Origin of the sequence: Vibrio caribbeanicus ATCC BAA-2122, assembly GCF_000165125.1 — a bacterium.
Lineage (GTDB): Bacteria > Pseudomonadota > Gammaproteobacteria > Enterobacterales > Vibrionaceae > Vibrio > Vibrio caribbeanicus.
On the sequence record NZ_AEIU01000052.1, the window covers coordinates 34,302 to 58,195 of the forward strand.

The 23,894-nt window shown below is 42.2% G+C and carries 23 protein-coding genes; 14 read left to right on the forward strand and 9 right to left on the reverse strand.

Annotated features, from left to right (window positions below):
• Window positions 1–16 precede the first annotated feature (16 nt).
• Window positions 17–1,105, reverse strand: coding sequence for an ABC transporter ATP-binding protein (locus RH40_RS04880; RefSeq protein WP_009600262.1), 1,089 nt, complete (start codon window positions 1,103–1,105; stop codon window positions 17–19).
• Between the two features lie 6 nt (window positions 1,106–1,111).
• Window positions 1,112–1,843: a FadR/GntR family transcriptional regulator gene (locus tag RH40_RS04885; protein WP_009600263.1), complete on the reverse strand. Its 732-nt coding sequence runs from the start codon at window positions 1,841–1,843 to the stop codon at window positions 1,112–1,114.
• A 446-nt stretch (window positions 1,844–2,289) separates the two neighbouring features.
• Here RH40_RS04885 and RH40_RS04890 point away from each other — a divergent pair, with 446 nt between their 5' ends.
• From RH40_RS04890 to RH40_RS04905, 4 genes are all read left to right on the forward strand, one after another.
• Window positions 2,290–2,676, forward strand: coding sequence for an MAPEG family protein (locus RH40_RS04890; protein WP_009600264.1), 387 nt, complete (start codon window positions 2,290–2,292; stop codon window positions 2,674–2,676).
• A gap of 118 nt (window positions 2,677–2,794) precedes the next feature.
• On the forward strand, window positions 2,795–3,385 hold the full coding sequence (locus tag RH40_RS04895; RefSeq protein ID WP_009600265.1) for a TetR/AcrR family transcriptional regulator: 591 nt from the start codon (window positions 2,795–2,797) through the stop codon (window positions 3,383–3,385).
• A gap of 77 nt (window positions 3,386–3,462) precedes the next feature.
• Window positions 3,463–4,332: an alpha/beta fold hydrolase gene (locus RH40_RS04900; protein WP_039954260.1), complete on the forward strand. Its 870-nt coding sequence runs from the start codon at window positions 3,463–3,465 to the stop codon at window positions 4,330–4,332.
• Window positions 4,333–4,433: 101 nt separating this feature from the next.
• Window positions 4,434–5,864: an NAD-dependent succinate-semialdehyde dehydrogenase gene (locus RH40_RS04905; RefSeq protein WP_009600267.1), complete on the forward strand. Its 1,431-nt coding sequence runs from the start codon at window positions 4,434–4,436 to the stop codon at window positions 5,862–5,864.
• Window positions 5,865–5,971: 107 nt separating this feature from the next.
• On the opposite strand, the gene RH40_RS04910 is transcribed toward RH40_RS04905, so the two are convergent.
• Window positions 5,972–6,850, reverse strand: coding sequence for a dihydrodipicolinate synthase family protein (locus RH40_RS04910; protein ID WP_009600268.1), 879 nt, complete (start codon window positions 6,848–6,850; stop codon window positions 5,972–5,974).
• 10 nt (window positions 6,851–6,860) lie between these two features.
• Window positions 6,861–7,637: an aldolase gene (locus RH40_RS04915; protein WP_009600269.1), complete on the reverse strand. Its 777-nt coding sequence runs from the start codon at window positions 7,635–7,637 to the stop codon at window positions 6,861–6,863.
• A gap of 115 nt (window positions 7,638–7,752) precedes the next feature.
• On the opposite strand from RH40_RS04915, the gene pdxR reads away from it, so the two are divergent.
• Together pdxR and RH40_RS04925 are read left to right on the forward strand one after the other, a co-directional pair.
• Window positions 7,753–9,225, forward strand: coding sequence for a MocR-like pyridoxine biosynthesis transcription factor PdxR (gene pdxR / locus RH40_RS04920; RefSeq protein ID WP_009600270.1), 1,473 nt, complete (start codon window positions 7,753–7,755; stop codon window positions 9,223–9,225).
• 312 nt (window positions 9,226–9,537) lie between these two features.
• Window positions 9,538–11,130, forward strand: a complete 1,593-nt coding sequence (locus RH40_RS04925; protein WP_009600271.1) for an ATP-binding cassette domain-containing protein — start codon at window positions 9,538–9,540, stop codon at window positions 11,128–11,130.
• Between the two features lie 89 nt (window positions 11,131–11,219).
• Here the strand turns inward: RH40_RS04925 and RH40_RS04930 are convergent, their stop codons facing one another.
• The 3 genes from RH40_RS04930 to RH40_RS04940 all read right to left on the reverse strand — a co-directional run bounded on the left by RH40_RS04930 (window position 11,220) and on the right by RH40_RS04940 (window position 14,719).
• A complete protein-coding gene (locus tag RH40_RS04930) occupies window positions 11,220–12,185 on the reverse strand; it encodes an ABC transporter substrate-binding protein (protein WP_009600272.1) in 966 nt (321 codons plus the stop codon).
• Window positions 12,186–12,303: 118 nt separating this feature from the next.
• Window positions 12,304–13,017, reverse strand: coding sequence for a response regulator (locus RH40_RS04935; RefSeq protein ID WP_009600273.1), 714 nt, complete (start codon window positions 13,015–13,017; stop codon window positions 12,304–12,306).
• Between the two features lie 76 nt (window positions 13,018–13,093).
• Window positions 13,094–14,719, reverse strand: coding sequence for an ATP-binding protein (locus RH40_RS04940; protein ID WP_009600274.1), 1,626 nt, complete (start codon window positions 14,717–14,719; stop codon window positions 13,094–13,096).
• Window positions 14,720–14,951: 232 nt separating this feature from the next.
• Between RH40_RS04940 and RH40_RS04945 the strand changes: the two genes are divergently transcribed.
• The 6 genes from RH40_RS04945 (at window position 14,952) to RH40_RS04970 (ending at window position 20,620) form a co-directional block, all read left to right on the forward strand.
• Window positions 14,952–15,950, forward strand: a complete 999-nt coding sequence (locus RH40_RS04945; protein WP_009600275.1) for a tripartite tricarboxylate transporter substrate binding protein — start codon at window positions 14,952–14,954, stop codon at window positions 15,948–15,950.
• 100 nt (window positions 15,951–16,050) lie between these two features.
• Window positions 16,051–16,521, forward strand: coding sequence for a tripartite tricarboxylate transporter TctB family protein (locus RH40_RS04950; protein ID WP_009600276.1), 471 nt, complete (start codon window positions 16,051–16,053; stop codon window positions 16,519–16,521).
• A gap of 3 nt (window positions 16,522–16,524) precedes the next feature.
• Window positions 16,525–18,081, forward strand: coding sequence for a tripartite tricarboxylate transporter permease (locus RH40_RS04955; RefSeq protein WP_009600277.1), 1,557 nt, complete (start codon window positions 16,525–16,527; stop codon window positions 18,079–18,081).
• A gap of 214 nt (window positions 18,082–18,295) precedes the next feature.
• On the forward strand, window positions 18,296–18,739 hold the full coding sequence (locus RH40_RS04960; protein ID WP_009600278.1) for a hypothetical protein: 444 nt from the start codon (window positions 18,296–18,298) through the stop codon (window positions 18,737–18,739).
• 183 nt (window positions 18,740–18,922) lie between these two features.
• A complete protein-coding gene (gene copI, locus RH40_RS04965) occupies window positions 18,923–19,432 on the forward strand; it encodes a copper-resistant cuproprotein CopI (RefSeq protein ID WP_009600279.1) in 510 nt (169 codons plus the stop codon).
• Between the two features lie 468 nt (window positions 19,433–19,900).
• Window positions 19,901–20,620, forward strand: a complete 720-nt coding sequence (locus RH40_RS04970) for a CPBP family intramembrane glutamic endopeptidase (RefSeq protein WP_009600280.1) — start codon at window positions 19,901–19,903, stop codon at window positions 20,618–20,620.
• Here the strand turns inward: RH40_RS04970 and RH40_RS20785 are convergent.
• The gene (locus tag RH40_RS20785) at window positions 20,615–20,809 is read right to left on the reverse strand and encodes a hypothetical protein (RefSeq protein ID WP_158091818.1); all 195 of its coding nucleotides are present in this window, start codon (window positions 20,807–20,809) and stop codon (window positions 20,615–20,617) included. The two genes, RH40_RS04970 and RH40_RS20785, sit on opposite strands and share 6 nt — an antisense overlap.
• Before the next feature lie 125 nt (window positions 20,810–20,934).
• Window positions 20,935–22,266: a D-serine ammonia-lyase gene (dsdA, locus tag RH40_RS04975; RefSeq protein WP_039954257.1), complete on the reverse strand. Its 1,332-nt coding sequence runs from the start codon at window positions 22,264–22,266 to the stop codon at window positions 20,935–20,937.
• 260 nt (window positions 22,267–22,526) lie between these two features.
• On the opposite strand from dsdA, the gene dsdC reads away from it, so the two are divergent.
• Both dsdC and RH40_RS04985 read left to right on the forward strand, forming a co-directional pair.
• Window positions 22,527–23,465 (forward strand): DNA-binding transcriptional regulator DsdC, encoded by a 939-nt coding sequence (dsdC, locus tag RH40_RS04980; protein ID WP_009600282.1) that lies wholly within the window; start codon window positions 22,527–22,529, stop codon window positions 23,463–23,465.
• Window positions 23,466–23,612: 147 nt separating this feature from the next.
• Complete coding sequence (locus RH40_RS04985) at window positions 23,613–23,894, forward strand: putative quinol monooxygenase (RefSeq protein ID WP_009600283.1); 282 nt, start codon at window positions 23,613–23,615, stop codon at window positions 23,892–23,894.

The following is a 23,894-nucleotide window of genomic DNA, read 5'->3' on the forward strand; positions in this document are numbered from 1 at the left end:
TAATTGACCAAAATGATTAATAAATGGCCTCTTCCGTATCTTTGTCGAAGACATAAATATCTTTAGGGTCCACTTTAAATCGCACGGTCTTGCCAACTTTGAAGTCATGTAAAGAGTCAACCTCAACCATGAAACGCTGTCCTTGTACTTCTGAAATGAGAACGGATTGTGTTCCTATATACTCGTTAACATTGATGGTAAAAGTGATCGCATTTTCTATATCTGAGTCACTGCCTGGGGTAAGAGCAGATGGTCTGATCCCAATAATTGCTTCAGGGGTTTGTGGAAGACTTTTCGCTGTAGAGAGGTGGGGTAGTTCAAATTTTATGTTCTCTCCAAGTGCATAAAACTTATCGTTAATTTTTTCAACGGTCAGTTGCAGAAAGTTCATTGGCGGCATGCCAATAAATCCGGCAACGAATTTGTTGCTAGGCTTTTCAAACAGTTCTCTAGGTGTACCATGTTGTTGAATGTAGCCATCTTTCATCACGACGATGCGATCGGCAAGCGTCATGGCTTCGATTTGGTCGTGAGTTACATAGATAATGTTCTTTTTAATGTTTTTACTCATCATCGCCAACTCTGCACGCATTTGCCCACGAAGTTTGGCATCAAGATTAGACAAGGGTTCGTCCATCAGTAAGGTCGAAGAATTTCGCACCAAGGCTCGACCCATTGCAACGCGTTGTCTTTGACCACCAGATAGTTCAGCGGGTTTACGATAGAGATACTCTTTGAGACCAAGCATTTCAGCGACTTCAGTAACGCGTTTTTTGATGTCATCTTTAGGATGTTTTGCAAGCCTTAGCGCGAAAGACATATTTTTGAAAACGTCCATATGCGGGTACAAGGCATAGTCTTGGAACACCATGGCAATATCGCGATCAATGGGTTCTAAGTCAGAAATACACTTGCCATCCATTTCTATCGTACCATCGGTAACTGTCTCTAGGCCCGCAATCATCCTTAATGTGGTCGATTTACCACAACCAGATGGACCAACGAACACAGTGAATTCATTATCTTCCATAGTCAGATCGATTTGGCGAATAACCTCTGTCGACTGGTATTTTTTGGTGAGTTTATTTAGGGTAATTAAAGGCATACATTGTTACTCGTTATCTGTATTTTGCATGATGAATGTTGATTTGAAGATGCTATCAACATGCCCCAAAATGGAACGCTCTGCGGCGTCAGGATCATGATTTTTCAACGATCTTAAAATTTGGTGATGTTCGCGTAGACTTCGTACGGTTGATTTTTCGTCTGATAAAACCGCGGTCCTGTGCTCAAGAGCGTAGGAGTAGACTTCAATGGCGATTTTCGATAGCAGTGTATTTCGGCAAGCTTGATAGATTATGGTATGGAATTCCCTATCTGAGACTTGAAAGGCAATGTGGTCATCGGTCACCGTTTCTTGATATTCAATCAGCGTAGAGAGTTTGTCTAAATCTTCTTGACTGATATTGATTGCAGCTGAGCGCAGTATTGCTGACTCAATCACTTTTCTCGTCTCTACGATGGTTAAGACGTCGTAGTCTTGTAGAGAGTCTAAAATATTATTAGATTGAACGATTTGTTCTGACCCTATCGCTACCGTACTCTTTTTACCCCGAGAGATAGCAATAATTCCTTTTTGACTGAGTAGGCTAAGCGCACCACGTATTGTCTCTCTACTGACGTTATACGATTTGGCAAGATCTCGTTCAGATGGCAAAGGTTCACCCTCTTTGATCATTTGAGACACGATCAAAGCACTCAACTTGTCGGCAATTTGCGCTTTGAGCGTCAACCGAGACACATTTGAACTTTCGTTCGGCATATCAGTAAGTTTGAGCGGCATTTACTTCCCTCTATCTGGCGCCTGTTCTGTTGAGTTCACTGGCATTGAATTAATACCAGTTTGCTCTCTGCTTGTCCGTTTCTAACGTCACACTTGTTTTTAAAATGTTAACTGAGGGTAAAATAACCAGACTTTGATGCTTATTTCAACAGCTAGTGAGGATTTAATGGCCACTTATTGACCTAGTTATCATAAAATGCCCTTTTATAGAATAATGTCTTGTTTATCTGGTACGGTATTAATACCAATTTAAGGGTTTTGAAGTGATTTTCTGTAGATCTCTATTGAGTATAAGCTCTAATTTTTTGTGTTGTATTGGTGCGAATTTGTTGATTATCTAGCATTCTTAAAAACGCGTCTTTTTTTATCTAACTGGCTGATTTAGAGTACGCCTATCGATAAATTACTCATGATTTTAAACAACACAAAATGGAGAGGAAATAGGCATGATTAGCGTATTTTATATTGTTTTTTGTAGTGCCGTATTAATGTGGCTTTCATTTGAGGTCATTAAACAAAGGCGAAAGTCTAAAGTGAAGTATTCGGACGGGGGTGAAGAGGCCCTGATAAGAGCAAGAAGTGCTCACAGTAATGCAATTGAATACATGCCTATTACTATGCTAATGCTGGTACTTGCGGAGTATAACGGCGCCTACTTATGGACGATTCATTTATGTGGTTTAGTTTTTATCGTTGGTAGAATATGCCATGGGCGTTCGATTTTATCTGACACGTTAACTGGACGCCGATTTGGTATGTATTGTACCTTTTCAGTAATGCAAGCCTTAATGGTAATTAACGTGATTTGCTTACCTTGGCAAAACTTTTTCTGAGTTTGCTTAAACTTGGGTGTGACTTTGAGGGCTGTGTTTTTAACAAAAATTTGATCACACAGCTTCAAAAATAGTACGACTGTGCTAAATTGACAGAGTCAATACAGAGATTTGTTATATGAGTAAAGGCAAAGCAACTCGAGAGAGTATTTTGAGTAAAGCGTTTGTACTGGCTAGCGAAAATGGTCTAGATAGTCTGACTATTGGTGAGCTGGCAAAGTATTGTGGGATGTCTAAAAGTGGCTTGTTTGCCCACTTTAATTCCAAAGAAAACCTGCAAATTTCCGTATTAGAGCATGCTAATCAGGTTTTTACTCAAAGAGTGGTTACTCCAGCGAGGGAACTTGGCGCTGGGAGCGCAGAGAAAAAAATACGATTTTTATTAGAAAGTTGGTTGGGCTGGAATCACTCATTTCAGGGGAGCTGTATGTTCTTGGATGCTTGGAAAGAGTGCAATTCTGAAACGCCCCTAATCCAAGGTGCACTAAAGCGTACCATTACTTCGTGGATAGACTACCTGAGCATTCAGATTGAGAAAGGTGCAGAGAGCGGCGAATTTCAATCTAGCCTAAATTCCAGGCAGGCCGCTTTTGAGCTTTATGGTATGTACCTAAGCGCACATTTATTTTATTCCGCTTATGGTGAAGAGGTAAGTAGCGAGCACTTTTGGACAGGAGTCGATCGGCTTTTAGTCAGTTGGCAGAATTGAACCATGGTTCAAGTGTATCGATGAGTATTTTTTTGACGTTAAAAAGCACGGTCGTTCTATTTTTAGTTGAGGAAAGTATGAGTGAAAAAATTTATTTCAGTAATCCGAAGAAGTTTAGTGTTAAAAGAAGCGCGGTGAACCTTATTACACGCCTGCATTATTCTATTGCGCCGAATCATGCTCGTAGGGTAGCCCGCAAGCTCTTGTTAACACCGTCAAGGATGACCGAAAAGAATGCCAAGCCGATTGGATTGGTTGTAGGGCGGGTTAATTCAAGTGAGGGGGCACTTACTACCTATAAGTTGGGTGAAGGGCCAGTATGGATAATGACACATGGTTGGTCGGGTAGCGCAAGTCAGTTTTTTCCTTTGATGGAGTATATTGCCAGTCAAGGTTATACCGCTCTTGCTTATGATCATCCTGCTCATGGTAACAGCGGGGGCTTATACGGGCATATGCCAGCTTTTATTATTGGTTTAGAGGCTGTTTTGGATAGTGTTGATGAAGTGGCAGGCTTAGTCGGGCACAGTATGGGTACTGCTGCAGCGTTAGAATGCCATCATATTAAGTTGGTTGATAAGCCATTTTTATTGATTGCACCTGTCCTTAATTATGTTGAAAACCTGCTTTCTAGTGTTGCTCGTTCAGGCTATTCACTGAAACTATTTAATTCTGTCGTTAATGAGATCGCCGACCAATATCGATATCCAGTCCAAGCAGTCGATCCTTTCGCGAAGCTAGGTCAGCGAAATGCTAAGACCATTATTGTTCATGATGAAAATGACAAATTCGCCAACTATTCTATTTCTCACAAGGCCTCGCTGCAAATGGAGCGAGTATGTTTAGTCACGACTCAGGGCCAAGGACATGGAAGAATTATGAAAAGTGCGCCAGTTAAAGAAAGTTTCGACCAATTGACGGTAGCTCAAGCAAATATTGATGACTAATTGTATTGTTTGGTGTTTTGCTCATAATCGGCTGTTCAGCCACAATGATTTATGGTAAATCATTGAAAGTTAAAATATCTTAATCAGGTTAGGTTGAATGTATGAAAGCGATAGTTAACCGCACTCTCACTGCAATTCTCCAAGAGAGTGAGCAGGCAAGTGGTATTCGGGTCGATAACCCGGCAACAGGAGAATGCTTGGGCTTTGTGCCCACGTTATCAACTACCCAAATTTACCAAGTGATTGAGCAGTCTCACCAAGGTCAAACTGAGTGGAACGCAAAGCCAATCAAAGAGCGCTGTGGAATCTTAAAAAAATGGCACCAATTGGTCATAGAGAACCAAGAAGATTTAAGCCGATTGATTACCCTTGAGCAAGGAAAACCATTATCAGCGGCACAAGCGGAGGTTCTCTATGGGGCAAGCTTTATCGAGTGGTTTGCCGAAGAAGCTCGACGAACCTATGGAGAAACAATTCCTTCGCCTAATGGTGATAGGCAACTGATGACTATTCGACAGCCCATTGGTGTGGCAAGTGCAATTACTCCCTGGAATTTTCCGCTGGCGATGATTGCTCGCAAAGCAGCGCCTGCATTAGCCGCGGGATGTAGTTTTATCGTCAAGCCTGCTGAAAAAACTCCGCTCTCTGCTTACGCACTTGCTGAGCTTGCTTATCAGGCAGGGGTACCAAAAGACGTCTTGCAAGTCGTATTAGCAATCGAACCAGAGGAAGTGGGCAAAGTGTTCACCTCACACCCATTAGTGCGGAAATTATCGTTTACTGGTTCTACTCGAGTTGGCAAACTTTTGATGGAGCAATCTGCGAAAGATGTGAAGCGTACTTCGATGGAGCTGGGGGGTAATGCTCCATTTATCGTTTTTGAGGATGCTGATATTGACTTGGCGGTAGAAGGTGCGGTTGCTTCGAAGTTTCGCAATTCAGGACAAGCATGTATTTGCTCTAACCGATTCTACGTTCATTCTCAGGTCTATGATGAATTTATTGCTAAATTTTCCGCTAGGGTGGCCACGCTCAAAGTTGGCAATGGACTCGATAAGGATGTCGTCATTGGGCCACTTATTAGTCTAGAGGCCAAGCGTAATATCGAGCAGCTAGTCGATGGTGCAATCGCTCAAGGTGCGAAGCGAGTTAACGCACCTGAGAATCTCGACGGTTGTTTTATGTCTCCTGTCATTTTAGAAGACGTAAAACATGATATGGATATCAATCGACATGAGATTTTTGGTCCGGTCGCCCCGATTATACGTTTTGATAGCGAAGAGCAAGTGTTAAAGATGGCCAATGATACCGTCTACGGTTTGGCTTGTTATTTCTATACCGAAAACATAAATCGTGTTTGGCGTATGTCGGAAAGGTTGGACTATGGAATGGTGGGTATTAATGAAGCAACTATATCCACAGAAGTTGCGCCTTTTGGCGGCGTGAAACACTCTGGTATCGGCAAAGAGGGTGCGAAGCAAGGTATCGATGAGTATATGAATATTAAATACCTATGCCTAGGCCGACGCTAGTTTGTGCAACAAACAATAAAATAAACCCAGAGTGATAAATCTGGGTTTATTGTTAATTTGTAAAAGCGCCTATTCGATATTCAATGGTATCAAAGACTCTTTTTTCGCTAGTTATTGCTATCCATCAAAGATTTGAGCAATTCAATTTCTTTATCCGTAGCACCTCTCAATGGACGGCGCGGTAAACCAGCAGAAATGCCTTTTAGTGCCAACCCCGCTTTAATGGCTTTCGGTATACCTCCAGAAACAATAAAACGTAACATCGGGAGCTGCTGATAAAATATTTCTCTTGCTTCATCAAGCTTACCGGTAGCAATACTCTGGTAAAGTTCTTTGGGCTGCTTATCAATGAGATTGGGGGCCGCTGTGCACCAACCTGAAGCACCGGCACAAAGTGCCTCTAGGGCTAATGGGTTACTACCATTAAAGAAGGGCAGCTCACCGGAACTCAGAGTAAACAATTTGTGCATTCGTTGAATATCGCCGCTGCTTTCCTTCACCATAGTGACGTTGTCTATTTCATTAAACATCCGCACCAGCAATTCGGGAGACATATCAATGCCGCTTGTTGCCGGGTTATTGTATACCATGATAGGTAGGCTAATCGCTTCAGATATCTCTCTGTAATAATCGAAAATTTCTTGTTCTGTGAGCTTCCAATATGAAACGGGAATGATCATCACTGCGTCCGCGCCAATAGATTGTGCAAATCTCGCTTTGCTGATCGCTTGTAGTGTTGTTAACTCAGAGATACCGACAATTACAGGGACTCGTCCAGAGACAGTTTTAACTGTAAAGTCAGCGACTTGACGCCATTCTTCTAAGCTTAAATAAGCGCTTTCTCCTGTGCTGCCAAGTGGAGCGATAGCGTCACTTCCATTTTGAAGAAGAAGTTCCAGTGTTTCACCAAGCACATCAAAATTAATGCTGCGCTCATCAGCGCTAAATGGGGTAATGGGATAAGAAATAATACCAGATAGTTTCACGTTGTTGTCCTTATATACAGTCGGGGTGCGTTTTCAGTACTTGTCTTACGTAGTAGGCAAAATTCACTTTGTTTCGTTTGTCAGTGGATACCCAGTCATGAGCTTCATTGGCGAGAGCTGGTGGGATTTGTTGGATCTGTCCTGCTGCCATCGCAAGCAGTTGCAGTTTTGCAGCTCGTTCAATCAAAATGGCGAGATTGCATGCTTCTTCAATCGTTTTTCCTGTTACCAACTGACCATGGTGAGCGAGCAAAATGGCCCGATTGTTTCCCAGTGCGTTCGAAATCAGCACGCCTTCTTCGTTACCCACAGGGACACCCGGCCAATCACCGAGAAAGGCACAATCATTGTAGAGACCACACGTATCCATGTGAGATACCGTTAATGGGACTCTAAGCATGGAGAGTGCCGCAACATAAGTTGGGTGGGTGTGAATGATGCAATTCACTTCGGGGTGCTCTTTATATACCCAGGTATGAAAGCGATTGGCAGGGTTGGCCATACCCTTCTGATCCAAGGGTTCAAGGTCCTGGTCTACTTCGAGAAGGTTATCAGCAGTAATTTCATCAAAACCTAAGCCAAATCTCTGGGTTATGAAGGTGTTAGGCTTATCTGAGCGACAAGTGATTTGGCCCGCCAGTCCTGAATCATGCCCTTTTGTGAATAAAATTCGGCAGGTTAGTGCTAGCTTCTGCCTATCGGTTAAATTGAGATCAGGGATGGTGGCTTTCATGCTGTTCTGTGCCATTTCCATCAGGGCTTGTTTACTGAATGTATCGGTCTTCATTATCTTTCCTCCCAAGACTATTGCGTCTCCTAAATTTCACTCTCATAATATGTTTTTTCTGGACCCTTAATAACAGCCAGATTATCTTTCTTTACTGGTCCAGATGGAGGTGTGTGTGTTACGTCCTTGGCAGACTAAAATTTGGCTCTCGCGTAAAAATGGAGAGTCTATTTATACAACGCTGAGTAATCAGATAGCAGAGGACATTTGTTCTGGGCGTTTAGCTCCCGGTCATATGATGCCCGGCTCTAGGTCGTTGGCACTCCAATTAGGGATTAACCGTAAAACAGTTCAGCAGGTGTATGAGGAACTCGAGTCACAAGGTTGGTTGGTTTCTAAACCACGCCAAGGCACATATGTAGCGGACATGTTGCCTGAGCTGTCTTTGTCATGTGAGAACCAAGAATTAGTGGGCCGCGCACAAGGAGCTCCCTCGGCAGGATGCTCGTTCGAAGCCAAACTACTTTCCTCCCATCATATTATGGGGTCCAGTACTATTAATGATGGTGTTCCTGATACAAGGCTGATTCCATTTGAATTGTTGTCTCGTGCTTTTCGCAGAGCAATAGTACAAACTAGCAGACAACCTTATTTTGGCTACGGTGATCCTAAGGGCACAGAAGCATTGCGTCAGTCACTCCAGCGTATGCTTAATATGGATAGATTTATGAATGTCACCACAGACCAAATATGCGTTGTCCGCGGCAGTCAAATGGGAATTTATCTCTCATCTAAGGTATTGGATCCGGCAAAAGGGGTCTTGGTGGTTGAGTGTCTCTCTTATTCGCCAGCAGTTTCTGCATTTGAATCCAATGGATTTAACGTGGTTCGATGTCGACAAGATGAGAGAGGGCTGGATGTAGAAGATTTGGAAAAGATCCTGTCTTGCTACCAGGTGGCAGGTGTCTATACAACACCACATCATCAGTATCCAACGACAGTTAGTCTATCTATGGACAGGCGTCTTAAACTCTTGCAGCTTTCTAAAATTCACGGATTTGCCGTATTGGAAGACGATTACGATCATGAATTTCATTATGAGAGTCGACCCATTCCACCGCTAGCCAGTCTTCCAAATAGTGAAAACGTGGTTCATATCGGGTCGTTATCAAAGGTTTTTGTCCCAGGTTTGAGGCTTGGATACGTGGTGGCAAATTCGGTATTTATCAACCGTATTGCTGAGGAAATTACTCTGATTGATAGACAAGGTAGTACGGTGACTGAGCTCGCTGTCGCGGATCTGATGCAATCGGGGGATGTCAAAAAACACATACGCAAAGTTCGCAAGATATACCAAGTTCGCCGAGACCACGCTGCGAGTGAATTACAGCGTATTTTCAGCGATAAAGTTTCGTTTTGTCTGCCGCCGGGGGGGCTAGCACTTTGGATCGATATTTCGCAATTATTGATAGCCGCTGGTAGTAATAATTCAGAGCACCTTTTGTCACACTTGCCGGTTTTGTCAGGCAGTAAATTGTTCACTAGTGCAGAGTCGATATTCCCTACGCATGTACGGTTTGGCTTTGGCGCATTGACTGAGTCTGAAATTACTCTCGCGCTGGAGCAGTTTGCTGAACAACTGATGTAATGATTCATTGCCGACTACGAAGTAAAAGGTTGTTTTACCTTACTTAGAATTCCTTCCTTGACTTAACCAGCGTGACTGGATTAACCTCTGGTTTGTCAAATCTTCAATCGAGGTCCTACGCAAACATGAATAATTAAACCTGTTATCCACTTATTACTTCATTTTTTGGATTTACAGGGTTAGTGTGCGTAGCTCAATTTCAGATATTCCTTTTAGACTTCTGTCGTTTATTCAATATCGTTTGTTTGAATTAATTTAATTGTCATCAATAACGAGCTGTCGTGTGCGCCCTCGCCATACCGGAGGCGTATTATGCCAATATTACAAGCTCACAATATTAGTTATCAGTTTGAAAACGGCGAGAAGCTGTTCGATAACTTATCCTGCTCAATGACACAGCGCCGCGTTGGACTCGTGGGGCGTAACGGCGCAGGAAAATCGATCCTTGCGTCAATCTTAAGTGGCGAGAAAACACCATCAAGCGGAACAGTGACCCAAGCAAAATCTGTATTGGCGTACCGTCAGCAAGCCTCTGATTTGCTTGCTATGCCTCTTTCTCTGTCACAATTTTTGGGGAAGCACGACGTGCTTGAGGCTTTAAAGCGTGTTGAAGCTGGGGATTGTTCACAGTATTGCTTTGATGTTATTGGTGATCAATGGACTTTATCTAAGCAACTCAATCAGCAATTGAAAGCACTTGGTCTACCGCAACAAGCCGACTTTCCTTGTGCTCAGCTCAGTGGGGGGCAACTTGCTCGATTGCAATTATGGAATATGTTTGAGAGTGATGCTGAGTTGCTGTTCCTTGACGAACCCTCGAACCACCTTGATGTTGGGGCGAAAGAATGGTTGTTGGGGTCAATGTGTGAATTTAAGGGCGCGATTTTTCTGATCAGTCATGATCGGACATTATTGCGTGAAATGGAAGAGATTTGGGAAATCTCTGAACTTGGATTGCAAGTGTTTGGTGGAAACTATGATATTTACCATCAGCGTAAACACGCGGAAATACAAGCGGTAGAACGCCAACTCATCAGCTTTGATAAACAGAGAAAACACTTGCGGTCTCAAATTCAGTGTAATCGAGAAAAAGCAGAGCAAAGAGCTGCTCAAGGCAATAGGTTGCGGAAAGAGGGTAGTCAAGCAAAGATGATTCTTGATGGTGCAAAAAACCAAGCAGAAGCGAGCGCTTCAAAACGCAACAAAAACCAGCAACACAGACAAATGAAGCTGGATGATAAACATCAGGCGTTAATGGCAAGAAAAGAACTTCTCAAAGAGCAAAAGCTTTATCTTGAAGATGGTGCTTGTCGCTCGGGTAAAGTCATACTTTCGATTCTCAATGGTGTGTTGGCTTACGGTTATAGCAATGTGTTTTCGCTACAAGTTTATGCCAATGAAAAGGTTCATTTGGCTGGGCCTAATGGATGCGGCAAGTCGACGTTATTGAAAATGTTAGCAGGAAAAAAGTCTCTAAAGCACGGAGAATGTCGAGTGAATGCACCCTTGTGTATGCTTGATCAACACTTTGGTATGATTCAATCTGAATTATCGATGCTTGATAATCTGCTGCAACAGTGCCGTGGGATTAAGGTAAGCGAGGCAAGAACTTTACTTGCGGGGATAGGATTTCGCCGTGATAGTGTTTTCCGGTTGGGGAGGGTGTTAAGTGGCGGAGAGAAAATGAAATTGGCGATGCTTATTGTCAGTCATCAGCCCGAGCAACCATTCCTGCTACTTGATGAACCAGATAACCACCTTGATCTTGAATCAAAAATTAGCCTAGCACAGGCGCTGCTCAAATATCGTGGTGGTTATATTCTGATAAGTCATGATCATGACTTTGTTACTGAATCTGGTGTACAGAGAACTATGAGGCCATTTGGCCAAGAGTTGCCTTGTTAAGTAGACTGGCTAACTCTATGACTATTTGGGACACACACTAGCCCTAGTTGATTTTGTGTGTCCTTAACGGGCTCTTACAAGGTGGTGATTTAATCAATAGATTGCCAATGAGGAGGGATTTCTATATTCCATCTAGCTCGCTCTGTTTCCGAGTAAATTGCTTTGCCTTTAGTACCCGTCACCATAAGGATTGGTTGATTGTGACCGCTACTGATTATTTTGTTTACTAGGCGTGCAGCCTGTTCTCCTTGGCTATAACCGGATAACACCACGCCACCGACGGCTTTCTTTTTACCGACAGCAAAGTCCCAAAAAGCAAAAAGTGGCAACTCGGAATGTTGGTTTGTCCAACGGATAATTTGCTCCGCTGGTATACTGTTGCCCCGCTCATCGACTAGGGTTTGATACAGTCCAACAATAATGACTTTGAAACTGTCTCTTTTTGCGTCTAATACCTCACGTTGCCAAGCTTGTTGAGTTGTGATGGTTTTCATATCAACCTCTATCCCTAAGTTGTCTCGAATCAAGGCGTATTGTTTCTTAATATAGTTCTTTGAAATGTGCGACGTGATACCGGAATCAAAGAGGATTTTTACCTTGAAGTCTTGAGTGCCGAATAGCTTTCTAAGCTCGACAAGTGACTTGGTAAAAAGCGGGCGTTCTAAAACCCCCGTGACTTTTGCTTGGCCACGATATTTTGATAATAGCTTCCTAGGGTTGGAATTTATCCCGAGAAAAACAATTGAAATAGGTTCATCAAACAGCATAGGTAACATATAGGAGAGCGCGTTATCATCGCCGAGAATAACGATATCAGGTTTGAAGCTTTTATACTTTGCGTAGGCCTGAATCGCTTTTCCCGCATAGCTTGATTTGGGGATACGTTTGGTATCCATTTGGAAGGTGTCCAGCTCTATCGTATTGGTTAGGGCTGCGGTTAAACCTTGGATATAACTTTGGTCCCAAGGGTATTCCGAATGATAGCTTTCAATAAGTAATACCTTAGCCGCAAAAGCTTGGGACGAAAAGACCCAACAAAGTAAAAGCCAACGCATCTGCGTCTCCATTAATTACTGTCCTATCAACTATAGTCCCACTTTTAGAAGTTTTTTTAGACATTGGAACGCTTTCAGTGGCCATTTAATTGGGTGTAAGTGCCACGAAGGGTGGCGATTAAACTAAGGCCTTTTTATAGCGCCTTTCTGGCCGACCAACAGAACCATAGTTTATTTCTGCCTCTAAATGCCCGTTACCGATCATATACTCCAAATAGCGTCGCGCAGTAGTCCGACTTGCGCCAATGATGTGGCCAACTTCTTCGGCACTGAGTTTCTCCGTTTTGTTATTGAAGACAGATTCGATCTTTTTTAATGTAATCGCATCGATACCTTTTGGAAGGCGGTGAACAATAGGTTCATCTGAGGAGTTGTTACGGTGGGGTAAAAAGCTGTCGATATCATCTTGGCGAAGGGACGCGACGTTATTAATTTTTTCTCGATGCCGGATGAAGTTAGACAATACGTCGTGCAAATGCTCAAAGATGAGCGGTTTTACAATATAATAAAATACACCACATCGCATTGCTTCCTGCAGTGTTTCTACTTCTTTGGCTGCCGTAACTAGAATAACGTCTGTTGCTGCATTTTCAGCGCGGATTCGGCGAAGTAAATCAAGCCCTGTACTGGATGGAAATCTAACATCAAGCATCAATAAGTCGGGCTTTAGAATATCAACCAACTCCTCAGCATCCTTCAGGTTATATGCGACTCCCACCACTTCAAATCCTGGTATTCTTGCGATAAAACGCTGTTGAATCGCTGCTATTTGCTTATCATCTTCAGCAATAACGACGCTGATCTTTTTACTATTGTCCGATATGTCACTCATCGTTTACTTGTCCTCATCCATGGTCAAAGCATCTTTGATTTAGTGGTTTAATGAGCAATACTCGTATATCGCTGCGTCAAACTGGTCTTATTTTGGGAATGGTTACGACGCATCGGGTTCCTTCTTTTAGGACAGACTCGAAACTGATATACCCTGAAAGGTCATTGAGCAATTGTTTAACAAGATGTAGGCCTAATCCGTGTCCTGCTTCTTCTTTGCTGCTCACTCCTTTATCAAACATATTGGACTGTTCTGTATCGGTGAGTCCTTTACCTTGATCCTCGATTTCGAAGATTAAATCATTACCTAAATCTGTCATTGACAATGATATCATTTTGCCATGGTTATTCAATGTCGCTTCAAGGGCGTTGTCTATCAAATTTCCGAGAATCGATACTAGCTTTTCCCGTGAAAGTGAGTCAGGTATTGCCTGCATACTGCTGTCAGGATCAATGAAAAGCTCAAGTCCCATTTCTTTTGCTCGGTTGAACTTTCCGAGTAAACACCCTGAAACAATTGGGTCTGGTACCGCTTTTAACAACAAGTTTATCAATGCTTGGTGGCTACGAGATTCCTGGCCTGCATAGGATAAAGCCTCTTCGAAGGCATTGATTTGAATTAAGCCTGCAATGGTGTGTAGTTTATTGGAGTATTCATGGGCTTGACTGCGAAGAGAATCAGCATACGCCTCAACTTCAGCCAGTTTGCTTGTAACCGCATCCAGCTCATCTTTTCTCCGAAAACTAGAGACAACCCCGACTATCTTTTCGTCTGAGATAACGGGCAACCTGTTGACTATTAATTTTTTCTCTTTCAACCAAACTTCTTTATCAAAATCTGGTTTGCCTGTATCCAATATTTGCATGAGCTCACTATCGGGAAGTACGTGATAGATGTGTTTTCCTTTTATAGGTACGTTGTTGTCGAGGCCTAACGTGTTGATCGCCGCCTGATTAAAGGTGGTAATAACGCCATCATTGTTGATAGCTATAATCCCTTCTCGAACAGATTCTAGTGTTGCGTTTCTTTCCTGAAATAGTCGAGCAATCTGCTCTGGCTCAAGTCCGAATATGGCTTTTTTAAAGTGGTTGGCAAAGCCAATAGCGATGAATACGCTCGCGATAAAACTGACCATAATGACGGTCATCAAGGTTACTTGGTAGCGGTTAAGGATATCTTCAACTGCTGCAAGAGAAAAACCAACGGATACGATACCGATAACTTGTTCACTTTTGGGATCAAAAACTGGCGCTTTGCCGCGCACAGACGGCCCCAGACTGCCAACTGCTTTCTGGATATAGGGTTTGCCATGAATTAAGGCTGACACATTGTCATCTCCTTCATCATCGTGCATAGGTTTGCCTAGTTTTGCGGCCGTAGGGTGGGCCAGTCTAATGCCTTTTTTATCACCAATAACGACAAAAAGAGCATCATTTCTTTGCGCTAACTGCGATGCAAGAGATTGTAAGGTATCACTGTCATTGTGCTCGATTGCACCTATCACTGTAGGCATTGTTGCGATTGTCTTCGCAACATGGAGCGCACGTTGGCCAATTTGCTCATCCAATGATTGGCTGATATAGGTAAGCGTGAAAACTCCAATCACTAAGGTCTGCAACAGACACATCATCCCCAGTAGCAGAATCATTCTGGTTCTGAGTCTTATACCTGCTATCCAATGAGCCTGTCTTTTATTGTTCATTCCCCTAGTCACTGGAGCTCCTTAATTGTCTGGATACAAGGCAACAAATACATCACCTTTGAACCATAGCCTAAGTGAATTTCTGAAAATACGGGAGTGAACAATATGAACAAAATAACTTTTATATGGTTAAAGAATATTATTTTCTAAATATGGGAAATATCAGAAGTCTATTTTAGTTTAATGCTCATGATGAAAGGACCATCTACTCACAAACGAAAAGGACAAAATCATGATGCATTTAGATAAGGTAAGTAGGGTATTGGCACACAGCCTCAAGACTCTATCGATAGCAGGGCCATTGTTGCTTGGAGGCTTTTCACCTTTTGTGCAGGCAAGCACAGAAAGTATCCACTTTCTTATTCCCGGTGGAGCAGGCGGCGGGTGGGATGGCACTGCAAGGGGGACCGGAGAGGCCTTAACGAAATCTGGCATTCTTGAGACGGTATCATACGAAAACATGTCCGGTGGTGGTGGCGGTAAGGCAATTGCACACCTGATTGAAACCGCAGAACAAGCCCAAAATACCTTGATGGTCAACTCTACTCCGATTGTTATTCGGTCTCTATCTAAAGTCTTCCCTCAGTCGTTCAGAGATTTGACCCCTATTGCTGCCATTATTGGTGATTATGCAGCTTTTGTTGTCCCTGCTAATTCTAAATATACCAGCTTTACTCAGGTGGTTGCCGATTACAACAAAAACCCAAGATCGATTGCGGTAGCAGGTGGATCAGCACGGGGAAGTATGGACCATCTTGTCGCTGCTATGGCGTTCAAAGCTGCGGGCGGAGAGCCTAAAAGGGTCAAATACGTGGCTTATGACGCTGGTGGTAAAGCTATGGCGGGAATCCTATCAGGCGAAGCGCATCTTCTTTCGACGGGATTCAGTGAAGCACTGGCGTTAAAAAATGCAGGTGAAGTAAGAATTCTTGCAATGACAGGAGATAAACGCTCACCTTCAGCTCCCGATGTTCCAACACTAAAAGAACTTGGTTACGAGACGTCCTTTGTGAATTGGCGTGGTTTTTTTGCTGCTCCGGGTGTGTCAGATGCTCAAGCAAAAGAGTATCAAGAGATCCTTAAAAAGATGTATGACACTGAGGCCTGGAAGACCGTACGTGACCGTAATGGTTGGACTGAAATCTACAAGCCCGGTGATGAGTTTGTATCATTTCTTGAGGTGCAGGAAAAAGAAGTTGGTTCACTCATGAAAGAGCTTGGTTTCTTGTAGTCAATAACCTCGGCTCTACTGTTTGATCCGAGGCCTTTCTTATTTTCAATTAGATGTAGAGGGTAGTTGCTCATGGATGGAATGGAGCAAGGAGGGCGCAATGTCTATTAGTAGAGACCACATTGGCGGATCTATTTTTTTAGTTTTGTCGGTCACATACGGTTATTACGCCCAGCGTATACCTATGCTTCCCGGTGATGAGTTTGAACCGTTTCATGCTCAGACATTGCCCATCGCGCTGTCTTACCTTGGCGGAATTCTTGGTATAGCGATGTTGGCGACCGCAAAAGGGTCGGTCGGAAAGAGCTTCGATGTTGTCGGGCTAGATTTTTTATTAGTGGCGAAGCTTTTAGCAAACATCGTGCTCTTTGCTCTGGCCTTGGAGTGGATTGGTTTTACGTTAGCAACGATTTTATTTTTAATGATTGGGTACTGGCTGCTTGGTGAACGAGAGATAAAAACGTTGATCCTCGCTTCTGTCCCTTTTGCTATTGGCATCTGGGTTGTGTTGGTAAAACTGCTGGATATTTATCTGGCACCAGGACGATTATTAAGTGGCTTTGGGAGCTAAATTATGTGGGATGGAATTACAACGGGCCTGACTACCGCCATTATGCCCTTCAATATTATGATGGTCGTTTTAGGCTGTTTCGCAGGCACTTTTATTGGAATGCTTCCTGGGCTCGGGCCAATTTCAGCGGTCGCTCTCATGATCCCAATTACTTACAGTCTTGACCCCGCTTCAGGTATCATTTTGATGGCGGGCGTTTACTACGGTGCGGTTTTTGGTGGTTCAACCTCGTCGATTCTGATCAATGCCCCCGGTTGTGCAAGTACGGTAGTCACTGCTTTTGACGGTTATCCAATGGCACAGGGGCGACATGCTGGGAAAGCACTTGCGTTGGCAGCCTATAGTTCGTTTACTGGTGGAACGATAGGGGCATTAGTGTTGTTGGTCGCCGCTCCTGCCTTGGCATCTGTTTCTCTTAGTTTTCAGTCGAGTGATTACTTTGCATTGATGGTGCTTGGACTCACGGCTGTATCTGCATTCTCTGGTGAAGGAAAAGTGCTCAAAGCTATGAGCATGACAGTATTTGGTTTAATGATAGCAACAATAGGTACTGATGTGATCTCGGGAGCGCCACGATTCACCTTCAATAACCTAGACTTGGTTGATGGGATAAGTTTTCTTCTACTGGCGATGGCAACCTTTGCACTTGCCGAAGTCATTATGACGGTGCTAAAGGGTCAATATAAAGAACCAGAAGCGGATATGGACATGGCGGAGCTTGGTAGCATGACATTGACCAAAGCGGAGATCAAAGAGGTCGCCCCAACTGTCGCTCGATCATCTATTTTTGGTTTTATTGTTGGAGTCTTACCGGGAGCAGGTGCAACCATTGCCTCTTTTCTTGCTTATGGTTTGGAAAGAAACCTGGCGCCCAAGCACTTAAAAAAACAGTTTGGTCGAGGAGCGCTTCGTGGTCTAGCTGCACCTGAAACCGCCAACAATGCAGCTTCAACAGGCTCATTTGTCCCACTATTGACTTTAGGTATTCCCGGTTCAGGGACAACAGCAATAATGCTTGGTGCATTGATTGCCTATGGGATACAGCCTGGACCTCGTTTGTTTGTTGATAACCCAGATGTATTTTGGTCAGTCATCATTTCGATGTATTTCGGCAACCTGGTTCTTTTGATTCTTAATTTGCCACTGATTCCCTATATATCACGGTTATTGATTATACCAAGGCCTATTCTCACTCCTCTAATCCTGTTTTTCTCAATAACTGGTGTATATCTGGTGAGTTTCAATACCTTTGATATTCATATGATGGTGATCATTACTGTGATTGCGATATTTCTGAGGCTACTGGATTTTCCGATGGCACCGATGTTACTAGGTTTCATTCTTGGCGGCATTATGGAGAATAACCTTAGCAGAGCGTTGATCATCTCAGATGGAAGCCTCTCCTTCCTATGGGAACGGCCGCTAACGCTTACCATTATCCTTATCTCTGGATTGGTACTGGTTATGCCTCTGCTTATCAAAGTGGCCGAAAAAATTGGCTGGTTGGGGCATAAAAAAAAGTTAAAGACGGTATCTGGTTCTGATGGGCATGTTGATTAGTTTTACTGTTCAGGACACACACCTTTTAGCAGCGCGCCTTTGATAAAACTTGAAAATAATAGAGAAATAAGAAAATCGGTGTTTTTCATCGTAAGTGATAAGCTGTGTTGCGTTTAAGAATATAATTGCATATGAGGTAGTTGAGTTTAAAAAGTATTGACCTTAACCCAGGGGCAAGGTCTACACTTCCAGTGTTACTTTGTAAAGGTATGTTATGAATCACTCTTTTAAAAACACATGGGTTACTCTCTTCAGTATCTTTGCGATGTTGATGTCAAGCTTTGTGTCGAGTGCGCCGATGATGGTGATCAATAGCACGCCTCATGCTAACTCTAAGGTGGTAAGTTCTCACCACAACCACACTTCTTCAGATCATCTTGATACAACTGCATCCGCTAATAGCAACAGTCAGCAAATGGATTGTCATTCTGATAAGTTCTTATCTCCGCTAGCTAGTCAGTTGGAGAGGGACGGTAGTCATTGTGATAGCCTCAGTTTTGATAGCTGCTGCGCTTCTGTATGTACAACTGTCTCTTACCCAATACAAGCCGCCGATTCACCAAGTATTTTAGCTCCTACCTTAGCTCTGCATAAGCCCATAAAGATCGGTAATAAAGTATCATGTATACAAAGCTTACTGCGCCCACCTTCCGCTTAATTCAATAACAATTATTGCCAGCACTCAAATCTACACTCAGTGTGGGTTGAGCTATATCTACATTTTTATCTTTGGAAAACGCATGAAATTCAACAAACGTACAAGACTTGAGAGCGCGACTGGTCTTTGAGCTGAAGGGATTTTTAGCCCTTGATATTTATATAAATGAGTAAGGAGCAAACTATGAAAAAGATACTTTTCGTAATGTTACTGTTGGCCCCGACAGTATCTGTGTGGGCAGAGATAAGTCATTCAAAAATGAATCATGGAGAAATGGATCATAGCAAGAAGGATCACTCCATGATGAACATGGAGGGCATGTCTGCAGTTGGGATGCCTGCAGTAGGGGCAAAGCCAGACAAAGTGGTTCATGTATTGTTAAGTGATGATATGACCATCAAATTTAAGCAAGAGGTCAAGATTGAACCTAATGACGTGGTTCAATTTGTCGTCATGAACATAGGTAAATTGGAGCATGAATTCGCCATTGGTTCAGAAGCTGAACAACTAAAGCACAGAGAAATGATGAAGGGTATGGCTCACCATGCACATGATTCTGGCAGTGTTGTCACCGTTGAACCAGGCAAGGCAAGGCAACTTCTTTGGCATTTTCATGGAGAGAATAAGGTCGAATTTGCCTGCAATATTCCAGGTCATGCCGAAGGGGGGATGATCAAGAAGATTTCCCTATAGGTGTTTTTAGATATGACATTAGAGGTTCTAATTTTGAGAGCCTCTTTTCTATACCTAAGTAACCTCAAGATGTAAGATTCAGCAAGACAACTCGCCCTTTGGGAGCGTGCATTTTGACGTCACTTGAGTATATATCTCAGGTTATTTGACGTTGGAGTGATATTCTCCCTGATTTCCGCTCTCTATTATATTTTAAATAATTAAAAATATATACAATAATGTCAGCAAAGTGCTTGGTTCATCTTTCCCAATTTTATTTATTTACAATCCCATTGGTAATATATCACTTAATTTTCTATTGAATTTACAAGCAAAAAATGGCATGTTTATTTCTATATTATAAAATTTATACAGTTTATTTAAGCTATATTTCAAACTTGGGTTTAATAATTAATGTCAATTCTTCAAGTAATTTTTCTAGGGATAATTGGTTTCTTTCTTCCTCACTTTATTAGTTTGGAAGTTGTAATGAAATATCTTTCATCTAGTTCACCAAAAATAATGGATGGTGCTTATTTCATGATACAAATAACATTATTTTTTGTTATCTCTATCGCTTCCTTTTTTTTTGTTAAGATAGAAAAAAACAAAGGAAAACAGTTCAGTTTTTACTCATTCTTTGTAATTTCATTTGGCTTTTTGTCCTTTTTATTATTTTTTAACATCGCCTATGAATCTGTTTGCTTTTACTTTTTTAATGACCACTTTAAACTTCTTTACTCTGAATTAACAACGGTCATTCCTACCAGCGATGGTGATGTAGATTGGGTATCGCTTGGTGAGAGCATTCTTTTATTTTGTGTTTTAGTGCCGATTTGTGAGGAAGTTTTCTTTCGTCGAGTTATTTTCCAGTTGCTTATAATAAATCATGGTTTCTTATTATCTTCTGTTGTGTCCAGTGTTATATTTGGTCTTTATCATAACGTTTTTTTAATTCCTTTTTTAGCCTCCATTGGGCTAAGTTTTATCTATCAAAAGTTTGGGTTGGTAGGCTCGATAGCCACACATGCAATTTATAACTTACTTTTTCTCCTTGTACACCTTGTTTATTTTAAGATTCACGATTATCACTTGACGATGGCCAGTGAATTGAATACTAAAACGGTAGTGCCCATGATTGTATCTGTGCTTCTATTATCTTTATGTTTGGTTTTGTATAGGAGACATCCACTAAAGCGGAAATTATGAGTAAATCGGTATATACCCAAGTGACTTCAAAATGCAGGATTCAGAGCGTTGCCACAGTGTTGAGTTCAAGGAAAATAACGCAGCGTAATAGTCGACTCTTACCAAGTTGTTTGACGATGAAATCGGCACTGTGGCACGCTCCCAAAGGGCGAGTTGTCTTGCTTTACATGCTTCGTTACCGATTTTCAATTTAGATGACTAGATTTTCAAATCGTTGCCTTGCCTGTCAAGCAATCCATTCTCGCTGAACCTAGCATCTTGAGGTCACTTGGGTATATCATTGAACAGAAGGTATTTCACTGGCAACTTGATCATTAGATTCCGGAGCTTTCCAGATAAGAAGACATTTCAGCCTCAGGTACCATGCCGCCACCTGTTGCCCAAACAAGATGAGTCGCACGGCTCATGACGGTATCGTCGAACTGCATTCGTTCTCTGTAATCGCTAGCATTGGTTACCACGATAGGCCCTAACATACCAGCGAGTGCAGAGGGTTCAAGCTGGATATCTTCATATTGGTTGAGCTGACCTAATAATCGAAACATGCGTTTGTCAGTGATGGTAAAATAACCATCTATTAACCTTTCCATCGCTCGACCAACAAAGCCAGATGCTCTGCCCACTGCTAAACCGTCCGCTGCGGTAATGTTGTCGATACCAATATCCTGAACACTTATGTTGTCGTGCAGGCCGGTATAGACACCAAGCATCATCGATGGAGAGTGTGTTGGCTCAGCAAAAATACAGTGAACATGGTCACCAAAAGCCATTTTAAGGCCGAATGCAACACCTCCGGGGCCCCCGCCAACACCACATGGTAGATAAACGAATAGGGGATGATGGGCATCAACCAAAATTCCTTTTTCATCAAATTGCTTTCTTAGGCGCTCACCAGCGACGGAGTAACCTAAGAATAAGGTTGGTGAGTTTTCGTCATCAATAAAAAAGCACCTTGGATCATTTTGGGCTTCTTTACGCCCCTGAGCCACAGCAACACCGTAGTCTTGCTGATATTCAATTACATTGACTCCGTGAGAACGAAGTGTATTTTTCTTCCACTCCCTTGCATCTGCTGACATGTGAACAGAAACAGAGAAACCCAACTTAGCACTCATTATCCCAATGGACATACCCAGATTTCCAGTAGATCCGACGGCAATGCTGTACTGTTTAAAGAAATCGCGAAATTTTTGATCAAATAATTTGCTGTAGTCATCTGATTCCGTCAGTAGGCCCGCTTCCATGGCAAGTCTTTCAGCATGTGTCAGCACTTCATAAATCCCACCCCGTGCTTTTATAGAACCAGAAATGGGTAAGTGACTGTCTTTTTTAAGCAATAATCGACCTGATATCTTGGTGCCGTTTTCATGTCCAACAAGGGCTTTCATACTAGCAATTTCAACTAGGTCAGATTCTATAATTCCATTTGTTTTGGCTGTTTCAGGAAATGCTTGGACAAGATAAGAAGCGAATCTACTTAGTCGTTGACTGGCGTCCAAAATATCTTTGGAGTCCATTCTAACATAAGGCAAAGCGTGTTTTAGATTAGTAATTGATGGATTAAACCAAGCACATTCTTTGAGCTCGGTAAGATCTTTTACCAGCGGGTAACGCTCGATAAGTTGATCAATGTTAGTCGTCATCATAGTACCTTATTGTTATTTAATGAAAGCGAGGAAGAACCTGCTAAGAATGATGCGATAAAAGTAGTCATACTGACAAATGATAAATTATCATTTTCACATGAGCTAGATTTAAACAAAGGCGTGAACTGTTCGAGTTTTTCAATAAAAAATACTTAATGTGTGCATTAATTTCATAACATGCCTTATGATTTATGCTGACTAAAGTCTATTGGCTATAAGCTGTATAAACGCCGGACTGTGCCTAAACAAACAGAGTTATTATGTACACCAAAGAGAATATTTTTACCAAACATAGCCGACTTAATAGTTTTCAGCTATCTAAACTACACACATTTGAGGTTGCAGCAAGGCACTGCTCCTTTTCTTTGGCTGCTGAGGAACTGTCCCTTACGCCCAGTGCAATATCTCATCGAATTAACAAGCTTGAGCAAGAAATTGGTATTAAGCTTTTTGACCGTACTCATAGAAAAATTCTGCTGACCGAAGAAGGTAAGCGCATCTATCAGTCTTTAAAAAGAACATTGAATCAACTCAATCAAGAAATTCTCGATGTAAGAAGTGGTGATGTGTCTGGTTCACTTACTGTATACGCTCGTCCATCTTTTGCTCAATATTGGTTGGTACCGAGAATAGGTTCTTTCAAAGCGTGCTATCCATCTATCGAACTGAAATTATTAACAGGAAATGAGAATATAAACTTTCAAGGCTACGGTATTGATGTAGCGATATATTTCGATGATCACATGCCCGATACGCTTTTGTGTAAAGAAATATTCTCCGAGACGATCATACCTGTTTGCACCAACGAGTACGCCGAAAAGTATTGTCTGATCAACTCAATCGAAAACCTAAACAGAACCACATTACTGCATGATAATCAGGCATGGGATTATGACTCAAATGGGGATGAGTGGCAGGAATGGGCGAAAGCCAATCAAGTTGAGAATATATCAAATATTTCTAGCATAGGTTTTGATCGTTCGGACTTAGCGATGATCGCTGCTATTAATCATGCTGGTGTTGCTATGGGGCGAATCAGTTTGATAAAAGATCGCCTTCAATCTGGTGAACTAATCACGCCTTTTCCAGAGTCACAAGTGGTTTGTAAGCAGAAATACTATGTCGCGACGTTGCCGGAGAGGCACAGTCAAAAAGTTAAGCGCTTTATTGAGTGGTTAGCGATACAAGCAAAGTCTTGAATGTGATTTATACTCAAGTAATTTCAAGAAAACTGTATATTTGGGAGTGTGCTAAAGCGTTAATTTTATCGTTAAATAGTTCGTCTCTTGATATGTTATCTAAATTAAAAGATCGTATTGATAAGTATTGAATCTATAGAGGGATAAATGGGTAAGATTACTCTATCGGGCTTTATTGATGTACCGGAACATGAACTGAATCAGGTTAAAAAAGCTTTAGTTACTCACATTGAGCTAACTCAGCGTGAAGTCGGCTGTTTAGTTTTTGAGGTAACGCAGTGTAACACTCGTCCAACTCGCTTCGATGTATATGAAGAATTTGTCGACAAAGCTGCGTTTGAAGCGCACCAACAAAGAGTTAAGGTATCCGATTGGGGTAGAGTGACAGTCAATGTGAAGCGCAGCTATCAAATTGTGGAAAAGGTATAA